This is a genomic window from Acidovorax sp. (genome assembly GCF_047607405.1).
Classification (GTDB): domain Bacteria; phylum Pseudomonadota; class Gammaproteobacteria; order Burkholderiales; family Burkholderiaceae_C; genus Acidovorax.
The window spans coordinates 1-18,735 of record NZ_JASGDA010000045.1; the positions used below are offsets into that span (position 1 = coordinate 1).

At 69.7% G+C, this 18,735-nt stretch carries 19 protein-coding genes; 4 read left to right on the forward strand and 15 right to left on the reverse strand.

Going from position 1 to position 18,735, the window contains the following annotated elements; translation table 11 throughout:
• From QM569_RS05795 to radA, 7 genes are all read right to left on the reverse strand, one after another.
• On the reverse strand, nucleotides 1-1,205 hold a 1,205-nt coding region (locus tag QM569_RS05795; RefSeq protein WP_414986277.1), incomplete at its 3' end, for an O-antigen ligase family protein.
• A gap of 212 nt (nucleotides 1,206-1,417) precedes the next feature.
• The gene (locus QM569_RS05800) at nucleotides 1,418-2,191 is read right to left on the reverse strand and encodes a glycosyltransferase family 2 protein (protein WP_414986278.1); all 774 of its coding nucleotides are present in this window, start codon (nucleotides 2,189-2,191) and stop codon (nucleotides 1,418-1,420) included.
• A gap of 4 nt (nucleotides 2,192-2,195) precedes the next feature.
• Entirely contained in the window at nucleotides 2,196-3,098 is a 903-nt protein-coding gene (locus tag QM569_RS05805; RefSeq protein WP_414986279.1) for a glycosyltransferase family 2 protein, read from the reverse strand.
• On the reverse strand, nucleotides 3,095-3,301 hold the full coding sequence (locus QM569_RS05810; RefSeq protein ID WP_414986280.1) for a zinc-finger domain-containing protein: 207 nt from the start codon (nucleotides 3,299-3,301) through the stop codon (nucleotides 3,095-3,097). The genes QM569_RS05805 and QM569_RS05810 overlap by 4 nt, the downstream gene beginning before the upstream one ends.
• A gap of 5 nt (nucleotides 3,302-3,306) precedes the next feature.
• Nucleotides 3,307-4,245, reverse strand: coding sequence for a branched-chain amino acid transaminase (locus QM569_RS05815; RefSeq protein ID WP_414986281.1), 939 nt, complete (start codon nucleotides 4,243-4,245; stop codon nucleotides 3,307-3,309).
• Between the two features lie 27 nt (nucleotides 4,246-4,272).
• Nucleotides 4,273-4,674, reverse strand: a complete 402-nt coding sequence (locus tag QM569_RS05820) for a glycerate kinase (RefSeq protein WP_414986282.1) — start codon at nucleotides 4,672-4,674, stop codon at nucleotides 4,273-4,275.
• Nucleotides 4,675-4,689: 15 nt separating this feature from the next.
• Nucleotides 4,690-6,072 carry a DNA repair protein RadA gene (gene radA, locus QM569_RS05825; RefSeq protein ID WP_414986283.1) on the reverse strand — a complete coding sequence of 461 codons (1,383 nt, stop codon included), beginning with the start codon at nucleotides 6,070-6,072 and terminating at the stop codon, nucleotides 4,690-4,692.
• Between the two features lie 53 nt (nucleotides 6,073-6,125).
• Between radA and QM569_RS05830 the strand changes: the two genes are divergently transcribed.
• On the forward strand, nucleotides 6,126-7,103 hold the full coding sequence (locus tag QM569_RS05830; RefSeq protein ID WP_414986295.1) for a 2-dehydropantoate 2-reductase: 978 nt from the start codon (nucleotides 6,126-6,128) through the stop codon (nucleotides 7,101-7,103).
• A gap of 59 nt (nucleotides 7,104-7,162) precedes the next feature.
• Here the strand turns inward: QM569_RS05830 and QM569_RS05835 are convergent, their stop codons facing one another.
• Together QM569_RS05835 and alr are read right to left on the reverse strand one after the other, a co-directional pair.
• Nucleotides 7,163-7,963 carry a hypothetical protein gene (locus QM569_RS05835; protein ID WP_414986284.1) on the reverse strand — a complete coding sequence of 267 codons (801 nt, stop codon included), beginning with the start codon at nucleotides 7,961-7,963 and terminating at the stop codon, nucleotides 7,163-7,165.
• A gap of 2 nt (nucleotides 7,964-7,965) precedes the next feature.
• Nucleotides 7,966-9,075, reverse strand: a complete 1,110-nt coding sequence (alr, locus tag QM569_RS05840) for an alanine racemase (protein WP_414986285.1) — start codon at nucleotides 9,073-9,075, stop codon at nucleotides 7,966-7,968.
• A 138-nt stretch (nucleotides 9,076-9,213) separates the two neighbouring features.
• On the opposite strand from alr, the gene lplT reads away from it, so the two are divergent.
• From lplT to QM569_RS05855, 3 genes are all read left to right on the forward strand, one after another.
• Nucleotides 9,214-10,518 carry a lysophospholipid transporter LplT gene (gene lplT / locus QM569_RS05845; protein WP_414986286.1) on the forward strand — a complete coding sequence of 435 codons (1,305 nt, stop codon included), beginning with the start codon at nucleotides 9,214-9,216 and terminating at the stop codon, nucleotides 10,516-10,518.
• A gap of 177 nt (nucleotides 10,519-10,695) precedes the next feature.
• A complete protein-coding gene (locus tag QM569_RS05850) occupies nucleotides 10,696-11,568 on the forward strand; it encodes a DMT family transporter (protein ID WP_414986287.1) in 873 nt (290 codons plus the stop codon).
• A gap of 60 nt (nucleotides 11,569-11,628) precedes the next feature.
• A complete protein-coding gene (locus QM569_RS05855) occupies nucleotides 11,629-12,117 on the forward strand; it encodes a glutathione peroxidase (protein WP_414986288.1) in 489 nt (162 codons plus the stop codon).
• Nucleotides 12,118-12,214: 97 nt separating this feature from the next.
• On the opposite strand, the gene QM569_RS05860 is transcribed toward QM569_RS05855, so the two are convergent.
• The 6 genes from QM569_RS05860 to amt all read right to left on the reverse strand — a co-directional run.
• The gene (locus QM569_RS05860) at nucleotides 12,215-12,874 is read right to left on the reverse strand and encodes a ProQ/FINO family protein (RefSeq protein ID WP_414986289.1); all 660 of its coding nucleotides are present in this window, start codon (nucleotides 12,872-12,874) and stop codon (nucleotides 12,215-12,217) included.
• Nucleotides 12,875-12,905: 31 nt separating this feature from the next.
• Nucleotides 12,906-14,060 (reverse strand): ATP-binding protein, encoded by a 1,155-nt coding sequence (locus QM569_RS05865; protein WP_414986290.1) that lies wholly within the window; start codon nucleotides 14,058-14,060, stop codon nucleotides 12,906-12,908.
• 70 nt (nucleotides 14,061-14,130) lie between these two features.
• The gene (gene glcF / locus QM569_RS05870) at nucleotides 14,131-15,384 is read right to left on the reverse strand and encodes a glycolate oxidase subunit GlcF (protein WP_414986291.1); all 1,254 of its coding nucleotides are present in this window, start codon (nucleotides 15,382-15,384) and stop codon (nucleotides 14,131-14,133) included.
• Between the two features lie 27 nt (nucleotides 15,385-15,411).
• A complete protein-coding gene (locus QM569_RS05875; RefSeq protein WP_414986292.1) occupies nucleotides 15,412-16,179 on the reverse strand; it encodes a YoaK family protein in 768 nt (255 codons plus the stop codon).
• A gap of 2 nt (nucleotides 16,180-16,181) precedes the next feature.
• Nucleotides 16,182-17,294, reverse strand: coding sequence for a glycolate oxidase subunit GlcE (gene glcE / locus QM569_RS05880; RefSeq protein WP_414986293.1), 1,113 nt, complete (start codon nucleotides 17,292-17,294; stop codon nucleotides 16,182-16,184).
• A gap of 135 nt (nucleotides 17,295-17,429) precedes the next feature.
• Nucleotides 17,430-18,735, reverse strand: a 1,306-nt coding sequence (amt, locus tag QM569_RS05885; protein ID WP_414986294.1) for an ammonium transporter, incomplete at its 5' end; no start/stop codon positions are given.

Consider the following 18,735-nt stretch of genomic DNA (forward strand, 5'->3'; position numbering starts at 1 on the left):
CCCATGGCCATGACCAGCGCCAGCCCGAAGGCATAGAAGAAGCTCTCCGACGACAGCCACAGGCTGCTGTGCGTCATGCTGCCCACCGCCAGGATGCCGACGAACCCCCAGGTCACGGAGCGGTCGGCGCGCGCACAGCGCTTGCCGCCCCACAGCGTCATGAGCAATACGGCGGCGAACATCAGCCCGCCCACGATGCCGTGCTGCACCATGAAGAACAGGAACTGGTTGTGCGGGTGAAAGGCCCCCGCGTGGCACCAGTCCCCGGTGGTGGCCACACGGCAGAACTGGCCGGAGTAGGAGCCCGTCCCCCAGCCGAGCACGGGGCGCTCGGCGATCAGCTCCAGCGACTTCTCCCAGAAATACATGCGCTGGCCGATGGAGCTGAGGGTGTCCGTCTTGTAGTCGCCGAGTTCGCTGACGGCCAGGTGTACGCGCTCCTGGATCTGCGGAGACAACCACACGGCGCCCGCCAGCACGACCGCCAGCACGGCCAGGGCCGGGATCTTTCTGCGGCCTCCCACCTGCGACAGCGTGAAAGCCACCAGTGCCGCGCCGGTCGCCAGGTAGCCCGTGCGACCGTGGGACAGCTGGGTGTTGCACACGAAGGCCAGCACGGCCACCAGCCACCACAGCGCCCGCTGCCAACGCACCCGGACCGCCAGCCCCTGGCGCAGGGCGCGCAGCATGAGCAGAGCCATCATCGCTCCCTGCGTGATGTGGTCCTTGAACACCGAATGGTCCGCACTCCAGCCCAGGTTGTGCGTCTTGGACCAGGGCAGATTCCAGCCGATGTTGATGTAGCTCATCGCCAGGGTCAGCAGCATGGCCGCGGTGAACGCCGTCCAGCAGCGCTCCCGGGTGGGCTCGTGCACCAGCAGCGAGGCCGCGGCCAGCAGGAGCAGCAGCTTGGAATACTTGAGCAGGTGGTAGAGGACTTCCTGCGGCGTGCCGGTCGTGTACAGGCTGCCGATCAGGATCAGCCCGGCCAGGCCGAGCAGCGGAAACGTCGGCGGCAGGTGCCGCACGGCCTGCCAGCGCTCCCGGAACCGGCCGGACAGCAGCCACAGCACGAGCGTGCAGGCCATCGACAGGTTGGCGCCCGCCAGCGTCAGCGGCATCAGGAAGAAGAACGCCACGAGGCACCACCGCGCCATGCAATCCAGCGCTGCGTGGGGATAGGAGGACGGGAGGCGGAAGCCCATTCAGTTTTCCACGGCGCGGCACGCCCCTGGCGAGGGCAGCCGAGCAAGGGCCGCCCCGCAGCGATGGCTGCGTCCCCCTGCCCGCGCGCAGCGCGAGAGCGGGGGCTGAGGGCCGCGGCTCCAAGCCTGCCTGCGCAGGCTTGGACGGCCCCGAAGGGCTGCCGCCTCTGGCGGCCGCACGGAGGCGCGCAGGGCCTCAGGGGGGTGTCGTTTCATCTTGCGGCGGGCTGCCCCAGGGCGTCCCGGTCCACCGCCAGCGCGGCATAGCGGAAGAACGACTCCAGCGCGACCAGGAAGCAGTGCAGGAACCCCTCGCGTCCGCAGAGAATACCTCGGTGGAAGATGTAGAGCCGCACGAAGCTGGCCAGCGCGCTGCCCATGCCGCGCAGCACGCCGCCCTGCTTGCCCTGGTCCAGCCGCTTGACGGCCCCCAGCTGCGCGTACTGGGCCAGCTTCAGCAGGCTCTGGTGTACGGTGCGCCGGGAATGGTGCAGCAGCGGACTGGGCAGCGACTGGTGGGGCAGATCCGGGGTGCGCAGGCGGGGCCCTTCGTGGACCACCCCCTCGAAGCCCAGCAACTGCCGGCGCGGGAACAGGCGCGGCAGGCCGTCGCCCTTGCGCATGTGGGTCAGCGGCTTGCCGAAGGCCACCTGGGTCCAGCGCACGTCCCCGACCAGATCCTGGTCGCGGCGCACGGCCTCCTGGATCTCGCGGGCCAGGCCGGGCGTGATGACCTCGTCGGCGTCCAGGAAGAAGATCCAGTCGCCCCGGGCATGCTCCAGCTGGCGGTTGCGCTGGGCGGCGAAGCCCTGCCAGTCCGGGTGCAGGTACACCTCGGCGCCCGCAGCGCGGGCCAGTTCCACCGTGGCGTCGGTACTGGCGGAGTCCACCACCAGCACCTGGTCGGCGAACGCGGCGCTTTCCAGGCACGCCTTTATGTTCAGCGCCTCGTTGCGCGTCAGCACGGCAATCGTCAAGGTCGGCATCGGCTCACACTCCCTCCGGTTGTCCTGCATCCGCCTGGGCGCGCGCGGTCCACATGCCCCACCAGCGGCCGGCGCTGCGCGCCAGCAGCCGGGGGTTGAGCAGAGGCACCCGCACCAGCACCTCCAGCGCGCCCAGCCACAGGGCCTTGCGCCGTGTACGCAGGGCCGCCCGCGCACCGCGGTGCTTGGCCTGGAAGCGGATTTTGGAACGGCTGTGGTGGAAGCCCCGCCCCCATTCGGCCCGCATGGGCGAGCGCCCGCGCACCGATCCGCGGTTGGCGTGCACCGCCGTGGCCTGGGGCTCGATCAGCACCATCTGCCGGGCCTGGAAGATGCGCGCGCAGAGATCCTCGTCCTCGTAGTAGAGGAAGAACCCCGTATCGAAGCGCCAGCGCGCCGCGTCGCAGCGCACCAGCCAGGCGGCGGCGCAGGCGTGGCCCACGCACAGGGGGCCTTCGGCGGCGGGGCCGCGCCCCGCCCACAGCCAGCGCAGCCAGCCGTAGTTCAGCTCCTTGCCGCCATCGCTGGCCAGCAGCTGCGGCGCCACGATGGCCGCGGTCGGCCAGGCTTCGGCGGTCTGCACCAGCCGGGCCGCGCTGGCCGGGTCGATCTGGCAGTCGGGGTTGAGCAGCAGCGCATAGGGCGTGCGGACCTGGTCCAGCGCCAGGTTGTTCGCCGCGCCGAAACCGAGGTTGCGCTCGCAGCGCAGCACCTGCGCGCGGGGCAGGTGTTGCGCCAACTGGCCGAGCGTGTCGTCCGTGCTGGCGTTGTCCACCACCACCACGTGCGGGAACCGCTGCAGACCGGCGGCCATGGCGGCCACGCAATGGGCGCTGTGGTAGGTGACGGCCACCACCGTGACCCGCGCCAGGGCCTGGTCCAACGCCTCCCCGGTGAGGAGGCTCAATGGGCGTGCCCCACTTTTTCGCCCGCCTTGAGGCGATAGACCGTGCCGCAATAGGGGCACTTGCCCTCGCCCTCGTGGGCCACGTCGATATAGACCTTCGGGTGGCCGCTCCAGAGCTTCATCTCGGCCTTGGGGTTGGGGCAATAGACGCCGCCATTGCCGTTGAGATCCTTGGCCAGCAGTTCAACGATTGCTTGCGACATGGTGATCAGACCTTGGTGAGCCAGTGGGCGTATTGGGGATTGCGGCCGTTCACGATGTCGAAGAAGGCCGACTGGATTTTCTCGGTGACGGGGCCGCGGCTGCCCGCGCCGATGGTGACGCGGTCGAGTTCGCGGATGGGCGTGATCTCGGCGGCGGTGCCGCTGAAGAAGGCTTCGTCGGCGATGTAGATCTCGTCGCGCGTGATGCGCTTTTGCACCAGCTCGATACCGAGGTCCTTGCAGATGTGCAGCACGGTGTTGCGCGTGATGCCGTTGAGCGCGCCGGCCGACAGGTCGGGCGTGTAGACCACGCCGTCCTTCACGACGAACACGTTCTCGCCCGCGCCTTCGCTCACGAAGCCGGCGGCGTCGAGCAGCAGGGCCTCGTCGTAGCCGTCCTCGGTGGCTTCCATGTTGGCGAGGATGGAGTTGCTGTAGTTGCTCACCGCCTTGGCCTGCGTCATGGTGATGTTGACGTGGTGGCGCGTGTAGCTGCTGGTCTTGACGCGGATGCCGCGCTGCATGCCTTCCTCGCCCAGGTACGCGCCCCAGGCCCAGGCGGCCACCATCAGGTGGATCTGGTTGCCCTTGGGGGAAACGCCCAGCTTCTGCGAGCCGATCCAGGTCAGCGGGCGCAGGTAGCACGATTCGAGCTTGTTGGCGCGCACCACGGCCTTCTGCGCCTCGTTGACCTCGTCCTTGGTGAACGGGATGTTCATGCGCAGGATCTTGGCGCTGTTGAACAGGCGGTCGGTGTGCTCCTGCAGGCGGAAGATGGCGGTGCCGTTCACCGTGTTGTAGGCGCGCACGCCTTCGAACGCGCCGCAGCCGTAGTGCAGCGTGTGGGTCAGCACGTGGATCTTGGCATCGCGCCAGTCCACCATCTGGCCGTCCATCCAGATCTTGCCGTCACGGTCGGCCATCGAGGGAACAACGGGGCTCATGGGGGGTCGTCCTTAAAAAGCGGGATTTTACGAGGCGTCGGCAGCGGGCCGGTGCAGCGTCCACTGGCGCAGCTTGCCGCTGTGGAACTCGCAGGTCACGTGCGACTGCGTGCCGTCCGTCCAGCGGAACACCTCGGGCTGCGCGCCCTCGGGCGACAGCGCCTCGCCCAGCGACCGGGTCAACGCCACCACGTGCAGCAGGTTCACGCCGGGCTTGAGCCGTGCATTGAGCATGACGGCGCTGCCCACGTAGCCCACGGGGCGGTTGGCGGCCTTCTTCATCACGCTCATGAGGCGGGTGAAGTGCAACAGCGCCCACATGACCAGCCCCCCGCCCACGGCGGCGATGCCGGGCCAGCCGTAAGAGGTGTAGCCGACGATCAGCAGGGCCACGATGCCCAGTGGGATCACGATGTTGCGCAGATTCATGGCCGCGATTGTCGATTACGCCAGCCCGCGCACCACGTTCATGGCCTCTTCCACCCGCTCCACGGCGTGGATGGCCAGGCCCTCGATGGGCTTCTTGGGCGCATTGGCCTTGGGCACCACGGCCACGCTGAAACCCAGCTTGGCGGCTTCCTTCAAGCGCTCCTGCCCGCGCGGCGCGGGCCGCACCTCGCCCGCCAGCCCGACCTCGCCAAAGGCGATGAAGCCCCTCGGCAGCGGCTTGCCGCGCAGGCTGCTGGTAATCGACAGCATCACCGCCAGGTCGGCCGCAGGCTCGCTGATGCGCACGCCGCCCACGGCGTTGACGAACACGTCCTGGTCCATGCAGGCCACGCCCGCGTGGCGGTGCAGCACCGCCAGCAGCATGGCCAGGCGGTCGCGGTCCAGGCCCACGGACAGGCGGCGGGGGCTGGGGCCGCCGCTGTCCACCAGCGCTTGTATCTCCACCAGCAGCGGGCGCGTGCCTTCCAGCGTCACCATCACGCAACTGCCGGGCACGGGCTCGCTGTGCTGGCTCAAAAAGATGGCGCTGGGGTTGCTCACGCCCTTGAGGCCCTTTTCCGTCATGGCGAACACGCCGATCTCGTTGACCGCGCCAAAGCGGTTCTTGATGGCGCGCACCAGGCGGAACTGGCTGTGCGTGTCGCCTTCGAAGTACAGCACCGTGTCCACCATGTGCTCCAGCACGCGCGGCCCGGCCAGCGCGCCCTCCTTGGTCACATGCCCCACGAGCACGATGGCGATGCCCGTGGCCTTGGCCGCGCGCGTAAGGTGCGCCGCGCATTCGCGCACCTGGGCCACGCTGCCGGGGGCGCTGGTGAGCTGGTCGGAGTAGATGGTCTGGATGGAGTCGATCACCGCCACGGCGGGCTGCGTGGCCTCGATGGTGGCGAGGATTTTTTCGAGCTGGATTTCCGCCAGCACGTTGACCTGGCTGCCCTCCAGCCCCAGGCGGCGCGAGCGCAGCGCCACCTGCGCGCCGCTCTCCTCGCCCGTCACGTACAGCGTGGGCAGGCCCTGGCGCTGCAGCGCGTCCAGCGCCTGCAGCAGCAGCGTGGACTTGCCGATGCCCGGGTCGCCGCCGATCAGCACCACGCCGCCCTCGACCACGCCGCCGCCGAGCACGCGGTCCAGCTCGCCGATGCCGCTGGGCGTGCGCGCCACCTCGGCCGCCTCGATCGCCGCCAGGGGCGTGACGGCCTGCGCCTGGGCCAGCCCCGCGTACTGCGGCGCGCTCAGGCGGTTCTTGCCTGGGGCCGTGCTTTCGGCCACCGACTCGACCAGCGTGTTCCACGCGCCGCAGGCCGGGCACTTGCCCAGCCAGCGCGGGCTGGCGCCGCCGCATTCGGTGCAGGTGAAGATGGTTTTGTCCTTGGCCATGGGGCCTGGACTATAGCCGCGCCCGTACCGGCACAATGCCCGCCATGCAACCGATGAAAACCTGTATCTACGGCGCCGGCGCCATCGGCGGCTGGCTGGGCATGGCCCTGGCCCAGGCCGGATGCGACCTGAGCCTGGTCGCGCGCGGCGCCACCCTGGCCGCGCTGCGCTCTGACGGCCTGCGCCTGCGCCGCCCCGACGGCACGGTGGCCCACGCGCCGGTCACGGCGCACGACGACCCCGGCGCTTTGGGCGTGCAAGACCTGGTGGTGCTGGCCGTCAAGGCGCCCGCCCTGCCCGACGTGGCCCGCGCCATGGCGCCGCTGATCGGGCCGCAGACCATCGTGCTCACCGCGATGAACGGCGTGCCCTGGTGGTTCCTGCAAGGCTTTGGCGGCGCGGCGCAAGGGCGCGCGCTGCAGGCCGTGGACGCGGACGGCGCCATCGCCCGCGCCATTCCCGCCGCGCAGGTGCTGGGCAGCGTGGTCCACACCAGTTGCGCGCTGCAAGCGCCGGGCTTCGTGCGCCAGCACTTCGGCAACCGCCTCATCGTCGGCGAGCCGAGCGGCGCCCGCAGCCCGCGCCTGCAAGCCCTGGCCGACGTACTGGCGCGCGGCGGCATCGACGTGGAAGTGTCGGACTGCATTCAGAAAGACATCTGGTTCAAGCTCTGGGGCAACATGACCGTCAACCCCATCAGCGCGCTGACCGGCGCCACCACCGACCGCATCCTGGACGACGAGCTGGTGCGCGGCTTCATCAGCGCCGTGATGCTGGAAGCCCGCTCCATCGGCGCAAAGATCGGCCTGCCGATAGCCCAGCAGCCCGAGGACCGCCACGCCGTCACGCGCAAGCTGGGCGCGTTCAAGACCTCGATGCTGCAGGACGTGGAAGCGAACAAGCCGCTGGAGATCGACGCCCTGGTCGGCGCGGTGCGCGAGCTGGGCCAGATCACCGCCACGCCCACGCCGCACACCGACGCGCTGCTGGGGCTGGTGCGGCTGATGGCGCGCGTGCGGGGAATTTATTGAGTCAAATTGGCCTTTGGCGCTTATCCAGAAAGCACAAGCAGCTATCAATATAGTAGCAATCAACGGCCCTGGATGACGCGCACCGCCTGCGGCAGCGAGCGCACGCCGGGCAGGAAGTGGTCGATGGTGGCGCCCAGCAGCACGGCGCACAGCAGCGCGCCCAGCAACGGCTTCCACGTCAGGCGCACGGCGGCGGACAGCCAGCCTTCGCGCTCCACGCCCACGGCCGCGCGGGCGGTGGCGTAGGAGAAGGCCAGCTCCACCGCCACGGCCAGCAGCGCGTCCCAGCCGAAGAACAGAAAGGCCAGCGAACCCGCGCCCAGCACCAGCGCGGCGCCGATGAGGAAGATGGCAACGACGGGCACGACGACGACCGCGCCTTCGTCCGCGCTGCCCAGGGCATCCGCCGCGCCGCCCGCCAGGTCGCCCAGCGCGCTGGCGCCGCTGTCGCCCACGGCGCCAAAGTCGCCCGACGCGCCCGCGCCGCCAAAGTCTCCGCCGCCCGTGCGCGGCAGCGGCACCCGGGCGCCGCCACCACTGCCGCCGTTGGGCCAGGGGATGTCGGGCAAGTCCAGGCCGTCGGCCCCGCCGCCCTCGGGCCGCCGCACCAGCCGCGCCGCCCAGGCGCGCAGCACCAGCAGGTAGCCCAGGTAGCCCGCCGTCAGCGTCACGGCGTAGCGCAGCGCCAGCGAGTCCACGCCCGCCAGCATCTGCAGGTGCGACGCGCACCACATCAGCAGCAGCGTGAAGCTGCCGATCAGCAGCCCGTGCCAGCGCAGGCTGTAGCGCTGGCGCAGGCTGCGCTCCACGCTCTGGCGGTGCATGCGCACCGAGCGCCAGGTGGATTGGGTACGGGCCATGCTCAATCGGCGGCCACCGGCACGCGCTGCGCCAGCGCGCACATCAGCTCATACCCCACGGTACCTGCCGCGCGCGCCACCTCGTCGATGGGCAGCACGGCGCCGTTGCGGGCGCGGCCCCACAGCGTGACCTCGCTGCCAAAGCCCACGGGCACCCCGCGCTCGACGAGCGGGGTCAGGTCCACCGTGACCATATCCATGCTGACCCGCCCCACCAGCCGCGTGCGCACGCCGTTGACCAGCACGGGCGTGCCGGTGTCGCAGTGGCGCGGGTAGCCGTCGGCATAGCCGCAGGCGGCCACGCCGATGGCGAGCGGCCCCTCGGCGGTGAAGCGCGATCCGTAGCCCACGGTGTCGCCCGCCCGCAGCTGCTGCACGGCCAGCAGGCGCGTGGCGAGGGTCATGGTGGGTTGCAGTTGCCAGTGGGCCGCGTCGTTCTCGGGGAAGTCGGGCGCGCTGCCGTAGAGCACGATGCCCGCGCGCACCCAGTCGGCGCGCACCGCCGGGTCGCCGCCCGCGTGGCGCAGCACGGCGGCGCTGTTGCTCACGCTGCGCTCGCCGGGCAAATCCTGCGTGGCGGTGTGGAAGGCGGCCATCTGGTGCGCGATGCCGCGCGGGCCGTCGGAGTCGCTGAAGTGGGTCATGAACGAGATTTCATCGACCTGCGGCAAGGCGTTGAGCCGCGCCCACGCGGCGCGAAAGCGCTGGGGCGCGAAGCCCAGGCGGTTCATGCCCGAGTTGAGCTTGAGGAACACGCGGTGCGGCACCTGCGTCTTGTGCGCGGCCAGCATGTCGATCTGCTCGTCGCAATGGACGGCGTGCCACAACGACAGGCGCGAGCACAGCTCCAGGTCGCGCGGCTCGAACACGCCCTCCAGCAGCAGGATCGGCCCGCGCCAGCCCAGGTGGCGCACGCGCTCGGCCTCGGCCAGATCCAGCAGCGCGAAGCCGTCGGCGCCGCGCAGGCCCTCGAACACGCGCTCGATGCCGTGGCCGTAGGCGTTGGCCTTGACCACGGCCCAGGTCCTGGCGTCGGGCACGGCCTGGCGCACGCGCTGCAGGTTGTGGCGCAGCGCGGCGGTGTGAATGTGGGCTTGTATGGGGCGCGGCATAGAGGGTTTGACCGGGGAAAATGCCCCGGATTCTGGCATTGCGGCTGTTTTGGTGCGTGATATAACCGCCAGTCACTTGCGACAGGTCTCCACATTCCACAGGGCATCAGCCGGGCTGATGCGCCCACCAGCCATTCGATGAAGCGCGGTTTCTACACCATCATGTCGGCGCAGTTCTTCAGCTCGCTGGCCGACAATGCGCTTTTCGTCGCCGCCGTCGAGCTGCTGCGCACCAGCGGCGCGCCCGAGTGGCAGCGCGCCGCGCTGGTGCCCATGTTCGCGCTGTTCTATGTGGTGCTGGCGCCCTTCGTGGGCGCCTTTGCCGACGCACTGCCGAAGGGCAAGGTCATGTTCATCAGCAACGCCATCAAGGTGGTGGGCTGCCTGATGATGCTGTTCGGCTCGCACCCGCTCATCGCCTACGCGGTGGTGGGGCTGGGGGCCGCCGCGTATTCGCCCGCCAAGTACGGCATCCTGACCGAGCTGCTGCCCGCGTCGCAGCTCGTCAAGGCCAACGGCTGGATCGAGGGGCTGACCATCGCGTCCATCATCCTCGGCGTGCTGCTGGGCGGGCAGTTGGTGGGGCAGCACCTGTCGGCCCTGCTGCTGGGCTTTGACCTGCCGCTGCTCGACTCGGGCGTGGACACGCCCGCCGAATCGGCCATCGCCGCGCTCATCGTGGTCTATGCCCTGGCCGCGTGGTTCAACACCCGCATTCCGCACACCGGCGTGGAAATGCGCCCTCTGCGCGCCGACCCCGCGCGCGGCGTGCTGGCGAACGCGCTGGGCCTGCTGCCCGACTTCTGGGCCTGCAACAGCCGCCTGTGGCGCGACCGGCTGGGGCAGATCTCGCTGGCCACCACCACGCTGTTCTGGGGCGCGGGCGGCAACCTCAAGTTCATCGTGCTGGCCTGGGCCGCCGCAGCGCTGGCCTACGACACCACCCAGGCTTCGGCGCTGACGGGCGTGGTCGCCATCGGCACCGCCGTGGGGGCGGTGGTGGCGTCCGCGCGCATGCGGCTCGACGCGGCCACGCGCGTCATCCCGCTGGGCATCGCCATGGGGCTGCTGCTGATCCTGATGGTGTTCATCGGCGACATCTGGGTGGCGATCCCCTTCCTCATCGCGCTGGGCGGGCTGGGCGGCTACCTGGTGGTGCCCATGAACGCGCTGCTGCAGCACCGGGGCCACAACCTCATGGGCGCGGGCCGCTCCATCGCCGTGCAGAACTTCAACGAGCAGGCGGCCATCCTGGGCATGGGCGCGTTCTACAGCCTCTCGCTCAAGCTGGGGCTGTCGGTGTTCGGCGCCATCACCGCGTTCGGGCTGCTGGTGGCCGGGGCGATGTGGGCCATCCAGCGCTGGCACGCCCGCAACTGCACGCAGCACCGCGACGAGGTGGAGCACCTGCTGCAGATCGCGCGGCAAGATACGCACCATTAACCCCCCCCCTGAGTCGCCTGCGGCGCCTTCCCCCAGGGGGACGCCACCAGTGGCCTGGCGGAGCCAGCTCCACGGTGGCACTGGCCTGGGGGCGCGCCAGTTTTTACACTCCGCTGATTTACTATTGATTTGATAGCTGCTGGCGCCCGCCCCTTCTGAGCTGTAGCCCTTTTTTGCATGCAATCTCCCTTGCCTTTCGCCGCCCTGTTGTTCAACGCCTTCGTGTGGGGGCTGTCGTGGTGGCCGTTCCAGCAGCTGCACCGCGCGGGCCTGCACCCGCTGTGGGCCACGGCCTTCATGTATGCGCTGGTGCTGGTTGCGCTGCTGGCCTGGCGGCCCGGGGTGTGGGCGCAGGTGCGCCAGCATCCGCAGCTGTGGCTGCTGGCGCTCAGTTCGGGGCTGAACAACGTGGCCTTCAACTGGGCGGTGACGATCGGCGACGTGGTGCGCGTGATCCTGCTGTTCTACCTGATGCCCGCCTGGGCGGTGCTGCTGGCCTGGCGCATCCTGGGCGAGCGCCCCACGCCCATGGCGCTGGCCCGGCTGCTGCTGGCCTTCGCGGGCGTGGCGCTGGTGCTGCTGCCGCAGGGCGGCGCGGGCAGCCTGGGCAGGCAGCCGCTGTCGCTGGCCGATGGGCTGGCGCTGCTGGGCGGCTTCATGTTCGCGCTGACCAACGTCACCCTGCGCCGCCTGCACGCGGTGCCGGGGCCTGCGCGCATGTTCTCGATGTTCGGCGGCTGCATGCTGATGGCGCTGGCCGCCGCCTTTGCCGGGCGGCAGGCGGGCATCGTCGATTCCTTTCCGCCGCTGCAGCCGGGCTGGATGGCCACGGCCGCACTGCTGGCAGGCGTGCTGCTGCTGGGCAACTGGGCGCTGCAGTTCGGCGCGGCGCGGCTGGCGGCGGGCACGACGGCGCTGGTGATGCTGTCGGAGGTGGTGTTCGCCACCGCTTCGTCGGCCCTGCTGGGCGCTGCCGCGCTGAACGCGCGCACGCTGCTGGGCGGGGCGCTGATCCTGCTGGCGTCGCTGCTGGCCGCGCTGCGGCGCTAGGGCGACTCGTTCAGTGTTGCCTTAGCATGGCGGCCTGTCTTTGCACGAAAGGAAAACGCCATGCCCGGCAGCATCTACGACTTTGAAGCGCAGCAGATGAACGGCCAGACGGTGCCGCTGTCGCAGTACCGAGGCAAGGTGCTGCTGATCGTGAACACCGCCAGCGCCTGCGGCTTCACGCCCCAGTTCGGCGGGCTGGAGGAACTGCACAAGCAGTACGCGGACAAGGGCCTGGTGGTGCTGGGCTTTCCGTGCAACCAGTTCGGCCACCAGGACCCGGGCAGCAACGACGAGATCGCCAGCTTCTGCCAACTCAACTACGGCGTGAGCTTTCCGATGATGGCGAAGATCGACGTGAACGGCGCCGATGCCTCGCCGCTGTACAAGTGGCTCACCGCCGAGGCGCCGGGGCTGCTGGGCAGCAAGGCGATCAAGTGGAACTTCACGAAATTCCTGGTGGGCAAGGACGGCCGGGTGATCCGCCGCTACGCGCCGCAGGATGCGCCCAAGAAGCTGGCGGGGGACATCGAAGCGGCGCTGGCGGGTTGAACCATGGCGTTGAGGTTTTCAAGCCTTTTTGGCCTCCAGCGCTTATGCAGAAAGCACGAGCAGCTATCAAAACAGGAGTTTTGACAGCCGCCAACCGCTACGCCGCAGCCAGGCGCCGCGCACGCTCGATCTGCTGGCCCACGGCGCGGGGCGCCAGGCCGTACATGTCGGCAAAGGCTTCCAGCGTCTGGCCGCTGGCCTCGAAGGCGCGCAGCAGGGCTTCGTCCTTGGCATTGCGGGCGGCCCACTCGGCAAAGGCTTCTTCCAGGATGGCGTTGGCGGCCTCGTCGCGGCTTGCTACCCGCGCGGTGTAGTCCTCGCGCGAGAGGCCCGACGCCTCGAACGTGGCGATGATGCGGCTGCGCAGCTTGGGCAGCAGGTCTTGCGCCGCCCCGCCCTTGCTGTTCTTGCGGCGGCGATAGACCTCCAGCAGCGCGTGGTGTACGTGCTCGGGGGCCATGGGCTCCACGGGCTGGCCCGCCAGATCGCGGCGCTGCTCGCCCGCCGCCACGCACTGCAGGTAGCGCGTGGAGCGGGTGTGCAGCCCCAGCGCGGCCTTCAAGTCTTCTTTCTCGAACAGGCCGGGGTGCGCGGCCTGCAGGTCGTGGAAGATGCCGCGCTTGAGCGGGCGGAACACGGCGCCGAACAGGTGGGGGTACAGGGCGGCAAGCTGCTCCAGCACGGGGTGGGTGCGGGGCCTGGGGGCCTTGGCGGACGGCTGCTGTTGTTGTTCTTGCGCGTGTACGGGGTCGGTCATGGCGATGGGGGGTGGGCGACGAAACCCGCAATCATGCACTGAGTTCGGCCAGCCACTGCGCTGCGTGGGTGATGGCGATGGCCCCGCGCTGCTCGGGCTGGCGCAGGTGGCGCACGGCTTGCACGGCCCGGGCCTGCGGAAACTCCCCGGCGAAGCGGGCCAGGGCGCGGTGCGGCGCGGCGTCGGCCCATTTGCATTCGACGAGGTGGGTGAGTTGCTCGCCATCGCTCAGGGCGAAGTCCACCTCGGCGCCATCCTTGGTGCGCAGGTAGTGCAACTGGCAGTCGCGGCCCAGGGCGTCTTGCTGCCATTGGGCGTGTTTGAGCAGGTGGCAGGCGACGAGGTTCTCGAAGCGCGCGCCGTCGCCTTCAGCGCCGCCGCCGCGCACCAGGCCGGTGTCGTAGAAATAGACCTTGGGCTGCTGGAGCACGGCGCGCGCGATGTTGCGGTGCCAGGGCGGCACGGCGAAGACGATGAACAGGGCTTGCAGGATGTCGAGGTAGCGGCGCAGCGTGGGCTGGGCCAGATTCAGGTCGCGCGCCATGGACGCCAGCGACAGCGGCGAGCCCACGCGCTCGCGCAGCATGTCCACGAACAGGCGCATGGCGCCCAGCTCCTGGATGCGCGAGAACTCCAGCACGTCCTCGCGCACCAGGCCGTCGATGTACTGGCGGCGCCAGCGGTCGGCTTCGATGGGGTCGGGGTCCAGCATGGGCTCGGGGAAGCCGCCGCGCTCCAGCAGGCGGGTGAGCGCTTCTTCGGGCGTGGGCGGGGCCTCTGTGGGGGCCAGCGTACACCACTCGCGCACGCTCAACGGGTGCAGGCGCAGTGCGTGGAAGCGGCCCGCCAGCGAGTCGCCGGTCTGGCGGAAGGTGTCCATGCGGGCGCTGCCGGTCACCAGCAGTTGCTGCGCGGCGGGCTTTCCGTCGATGACGCCCTTGAGCCAGTTCTTCCACTGCGGCATCTTGTGGATTTCGTCCAGCACCAGCAGTTGCGCATCCAGGCGCCAGCTTTGCTGCTCGATGATGGCGCGGTCTGCCGCCACGTCGTAGTTGAGGTACTGGGCAGGGATGCCCTGCATCAGCAGGCGGCTCAGGGTGGTTTTGCCGACCTGGCGGGGGCCGGTGACAAAGACCAGCTTTTTCTTCAGGTCGGCTGCCACGCGGGCGTCCAGGTAGCGCTGCATGCGGCTATTTTAACGGTGATGTTAAAAAAGTCGCGTCTTTTTTAATAAATGCGTTCAAAAAGTCGCAAAACTACCCTGTCAGCGCTTCGTCCAGCACCTCGATCCAGTGCTTGACCGGCGTTGGCGTGCCGCTTTGCAGGTGCGTGATGCAGCCGATGTTGGCCGACAGGATGGCGTCGGGCGGTTGGGTGCCAAACGCCTCGCCCAGCGCGCCCAGCTTGCGGTCGCGCAGTTGGGTCGCCAGGCCAGGGTTCAGCACCGAGTAGGTGCCCGCCGAGCCGCAGCACAGGTGCGACTCGGTGCGCGCCACGCGCAGTTGGAAGCCCAGGCGGGCGAGGTGCGTCTCGACCCCGCCGCGCAGCTTCTGGCCGTGCTGCAGGGTGCAGGGCGGGTGGTAGGCGTAGAGCGTATCGGCGGTGGGACGCACGCGAGAGGCGAGCCGGTCGGCCAGCTCGGGCAGCAGCTCGGACAGGTCGCGCGCGAGGGCGCTGATGCGTTCGGCCTTGGCGGCGTAGCGCGCATCGCCCTGCAGGATGTGGCCGTATTCCTTGACGGTGACGCCGCAGCCCGAGGCGTTGATGACGATGGCCTCGACCGCGCCGCTTTCCACGTGCGGCCACCAGGCGTCGATGTTGGCGCGCATCTGGGCCTTGCCGCCGTCCTGGTCGTTCAGGTGGAACTTGACGGCGCCGCAGCAGCCCGCCTGGGGCGCGGTGACCGCCTCTATGCCCGTGGCGTCGAGCACGCGGGCGGTGGCGGCGTTGATGTGGGGGGCCATGGCGGGCTGCACGCAGCCAGCCAGCACCAGCACCTTGCGCGCATGCGTGCGCTGGGGCCATGCGCCTGCTTTTTGCAGTTTTTTCGGCGATGGGGGCACCTTGGCCTTCAGCGCGGCGGGCAGCAGGCCGCGCACGCTCTGGCCCAGCTTCATGGCGGGGGCGAACAGGGGCGATGGCAGGCCCTCCTTCAGCGCCCAGCGCAGCGCTTTTTCGCTGAAGGGGCGCGGCACTTTCTCATCGACGATTTGGCGGCCTATGTCCACCAGGTGGCCGTACTGCACGCCGCTGGGGCAGGTGGTTTCGCAGTTGCGGCAGGTCAGGCACCGGTCCAGGTGCGTTTGCGTGGCGCGGGTGGGCGTGGCGCCTTCGAGCACCTGCTTGATGAGGTAGATGCGACCGCGCGGGCCGTCCAGCTCGTCGCCCAGCAACTGGTAGGTGGGGCAGGTGGCGGTGCAAAAGCCGCAATGCACGCACTTGCGCAGGATGGCCTCGGCCTGCAGGCCGTCGGCGCGGGCGCGGTATTCAGGGGCGAGTTGGGTTTGCATGGCGCAGCCGGGTCGAAGGGGTTTCAGTCAAGGGGGGAGCCGCCTGCGCACCGCCTCCGGCAGCCGCTCGCGGTCGGCCCACAGCGGCGGCAGCGACAGCGCCATGAGCACCAGCGCCAGCGGCACCACGAAGACGAAGCCCACGTGCTTGAAGCCCGCCGCGCCCGCGATGCCGCCCACGAGGAACATGCCCAGCAGCCCCGCATACAGCCGCAGCTTGGCGTGGTTGGCGCGCACCTGCTGCTCGGGCGGGGCACCGGTGCGGTTCCAGTAGAGCATCTTGCCCAGCTCTATCCCCAGGTCGGTGACCACGCCGGTCATGTGCGTGGTGCGGATCTGCGACGACGACATCTTGGTGACGGTGGCGTTCTGCAACCCCATGATGAAGGACAGCAGCAGCACGGCCACGGGCACGGAGAACGGCGTGGGCCAGGAGAGCGTGATGGCCCCCACCAGCCCGAACAGCAGCATGAGCACGGCCACCACCAGCAGCGGCAGCGCGTAGCTGCTGTGCAGTTGGCGCTGGCGGGCCCAGTTGACCATGATGGCCGTGGCGGCCGCGCCGCTCACGAAGGCCAGCAGCGCGCCCAGGGCGCCCAGCACCAGGGCCATCCTGCCCATCACGAGGTTGTCGGCCAGCATGGAGACGAAGCCCGTCATGTGCGAGGTGTACAGGTGTACCACCAGGAAGCCGCCCGCGTTGACCGCCCCCGCGTTGAAGGCCAGCAGCAGGCCCAGCACGTTATTGCTGGCCGCCGTGCGGTGGTGCGCGGTGAGTTGGCTCAGGCGGCGCATGCTTACCAGCCCTCGGCGACGCGGCCCGGGTTGAAGATGCCCGCCGGGTCGAAGCTGCGCTTGATCCGCGCATGGATCTGCTCCAGCGCCGGGGATTTCAGGTCAAAAACGGCTCCAGCGCTTATCCCATCTGCACTGGCAGCTCTGAAAACAGTAGCGCTTCCGCCCACAGCCGCTGCCGCCTCGCGCAGCAGCTTGCCCGCCGATGCGGGCGCCTGCACCCAGCGCAGCGCGCCGTGCCATTCCACCAGCGGCGGCGCCAGGCCCGGCAGGCTGAGCACGGGCGCGGTGGCGGGCAGCGACAGGCGCCACAGCGCATGGCCGCTGGCGCGGGCCGCAAACCAGGGCAGGGTCTGCTCGCGGCATGCGGTCCAGTCGGGCGCGGCGGCGGCGTTGTCGAGCCGGGTGCCGCCCAGGGTCTTGCAGGCGGCCTCGACGGCGGCCACCGCGCCGCGCAGGCGCACGGTGAGCGTTCCCGCGCCCGTGCCGTCGTGTACCCAGCAGCTCGCGTTCAACGGCAGCGGCTGGCCGCCCCAGGCGTGCAGCTTGCGCAGCGCGTCGGCCTGGTTGCAGTCGTCAAAGCGCAGCGTGGCCTCGCCGGGCGGCACGGGCAGCACCTTCAGGCTGACTTCGGTGATCAGGCCCAGCGTGCCCCAGGCGCCCGCCATGAGGCGCGGCACGTCGTAGCCCGCCACGTTCTTCATCACCTGCCCGCCAAAGCGCAGCCGCTCGGCGCGGCCGTTGAGCATCTCGACGCCCAGTACGTAGTCGCGCACCGCGCCCACGCTGGCGCGCGCAGGGCCGGACAAGCCGGCGGCCACCATGCCGCCGACAGTCGCTCCTTGGCCGAAATGCGGCGGCTCGAAGGGCAGGCACTGGCCTTTGTCGGCCAGCAACGATTCCAGTGCGGCCAGCGGGGTGCCCGCGCGGGCGGTGACCACCAGTTCGCTGGGCTCGTAACTCACGATGCCGCAGAGCGCCCGCGTGTCGAGCACCTCGCCGCGCAGCGCCAGGCCATGGAAGTCCTTGGTGCCGCCACCCCGGATGCGCAGCGGGGTCTGGTCGGCGGCAGCGGCGCGCACGCGGTCGGCGATCTGGGCAAGGGCGGAATCCATGCGCTGGATCGTAATACCCCGCGCCATGAAAAAGCCCGCCGGGTAGGGCGGGCCGAAAAATTCCGAAGAGTCACTCGCTTTGTTCTTGCTGCAGTGCCGCAGCGCCACCAGACACTGCGGCACATCCAGTACGGATCAGCGGTTGTAGGCAGTCTCGCCGTGCGAGGTGATGTCCAGCCCTTCGCGCTCGGCTTCTTCCGGCACACGCAGGCCCACCAGCAGGTCGGCGATCTTGTACGAGATGAACGCCACCACGCCGGACCACACGATGGTGAACAGCACGCTCTTGACCTGGATCCACACCTGGGCGCCCATGGCGAAGGTGTCGGGCGTCAGGCCGCCGGTGCCGCCCAGGCCCTGCGATGCGAACACGCCGGTCAGGATGGCGCCGATGATGCCGCCCACGCCATGCACGCCGAACACGTCGAACGCGTCGTCCACGTTGAGCAGGCGCTTGAGGCCGCCCACACCCCACAGGCACACCACGCCAGCGATCAGGCCCAGCACGATGGAGCCCATGGGGCCCACGAAGCCCGCAGCAGGCGTGACGGCCACCAGGCCCGCCACGGCGCCAGAGGCAGCGCCGAGCATGGATGCCTTGCCCTTGTGCAGCGCTTCACCGGCGATCCAGCTCAGCGTGGCGGCGGCGGTGGCCAGCACGGTGTTCACGAAGGCCAGGCCCGCACCAGCGTTGGCGGCGCCAGCGGAGCCGGCGTTGAAGCCGAACCAGCCCACCCACAGCAGCGAGGCGCCCACCATGGTCAGCGTGAGGCTGTGGGGCGTGAGCGCTTCCTTGCCGTAGCCGATGCGCTTGCCCACCATGTACGCGCCCACCAGACCGGCGATACCGGCGTTGATGTGAACCACGGTGCCGCCCGCGAAGTCCAGCGCGCCGTCGGCGCCCAGCAGGCCGCCGCCCCACACGATGTGGGCCATGGGCAGGTAGCTGAAGGTGAACCACAGCACCGAGAACAGCAGCACGGCGGAGAACTTGATGCGCTCGGCGAACGAGCCCACGATCAGCGCCACGGTGATGGCGGCGAAAGTGCCCTGGAACGCGATGAACACGTACTCGGGGATGGTCGTCAGCGCGCCGAAGGTCTCCTGCGTCACGCCCTTGAGGAACAGCTTGTCCAGGCCGCCGATGAACTTGCCCTCGCCCGAGAACGCCAGGCTGTAGCCGTAGATGGCCCACAGCAGCGAGATCAGCGAGAAGATCACGAAGACCTGCATCAGCACCGACAGCATGTTCTTGCTGCGGCCGAGGCCGCCGTAGAACAGTGCCAGGCCCGGGATGGTCATCAGGATGACGAGCATGGTGGAGGTCAGCATCCAGGCGGTGTCGCCGGAATCGACCTTGGGCGCGGGGGCCTCGGCGGCGGCAGGGGCCGCAGCCTCGGCAGCAGCGGCGGGGGCCGGTGCGGCAGCCGCAGCGGGCGCA

Coding starts and splice junctions, on each gene's coding strand:
- QM569_RS05800 (WP_414986278.1), bottom strand. CDS start 2,191: ATGCCGACCTTGACGATTGCCGTGCTGACGCGCAACGAGGCGCTGAAC.
- QM569_RS05810 (WP_414986280.1), bottom strand. CDS start 3,301: ATGTCGCAAGCAATCGTTGAACTGCTGGCCAAGGATCTCAACGGCAAT.
- QM569_RS05815 (WP_414986281.1), bottom strand. CDS start 4,245: ATGAGCCCCGTTGTTCCCTCGATGGCCGACCGTGACGGCAAGATCTGG.
- QM569_RS05820 (WP_414986282.1), bottom strand. CDS start 4,674: ATGAATCTGCGCAACATCGTGATCCCACTGGGCATCGTGGCCCTGCTG.
- radA (WP_414986283.1), bottom strand. CDS start 6,072: ATGGCCAAGGACAAAACCATCTTCACCTGCACCGAATGCGGCGGCGCC.
- QM569_RS05830 (WP_414986295.1), top strand. CDS start 6,126: ATGAAAACCTGTATCTACGGCGCCGGCGCCATCGGCGGCTGGCTGGGC.
- QM569_RS05835 (WP_414986284.1), bottom strand. CDS start 7,963: ATGGCCCGTACCCAATCCACCTGGCGCTCGGTGCGCATGCACCGCCAG.
- alr (WP_414986285.1), bottom strand. CDS start 9,075: ATGCCGCGCCCCATACAAGCCCACATTCACACCGCCGCGCTGCGCCAC.
- lplT (WP_414986286.1), top strand. CDS start 9,214: ATGAAGCGCGGTTTCTACACCATCATGTCGGCGCAGTTCTTCAGCTCG.
- QM569_RS05850 (WP_414986287.1), top strand. CDS start 10,696: ATGCAATCTCCCTTGCCTTTCGCCGCCCTGTTGTTCAACGCCTTCGTG.
- QM569_RS05855 (WP_414986288.1), top strand. CDS start 11,629: ATGCCCGGCAGCATCTACGACTTTGAAGCGCAGCAGATGAACGGCCAG.
- QM569_RS05860 (WP_414986289.1), bottom strand. CDS start 12,874: ATGACCGACCCCGTACACGCGCAAGAACAACAACAGCAGCCGTCCGCC.
- QM569_RS05865 (WP_414986290.1), bottom strand. CDS start 14,060: ATGCAGCGCTACCTGGACGCCCGCGTGGCAGCCGACCTGAAGAAAAAG.
- glcF (WP_414986291.1), bottom strand. CDS start 15,384: ATGCAAACCCAACTCGCCCCTGAATACCGCGCCCGCGCCGACGGCCTG.
- QM569_RS05875 (WP_414986292.1), bottom strand. CDS start 16,179: ATGCGCCGCCTGAGCCAACTCACCGCGCACCACCGCACGGCGGCCAGC.
- glcE (WP_414986293.1), bottom strand. CDS start 17,294: ATGGATTCCGCCCTTGCCCAGATCGCCGACCGCGTGCGCGCCGCTGCC.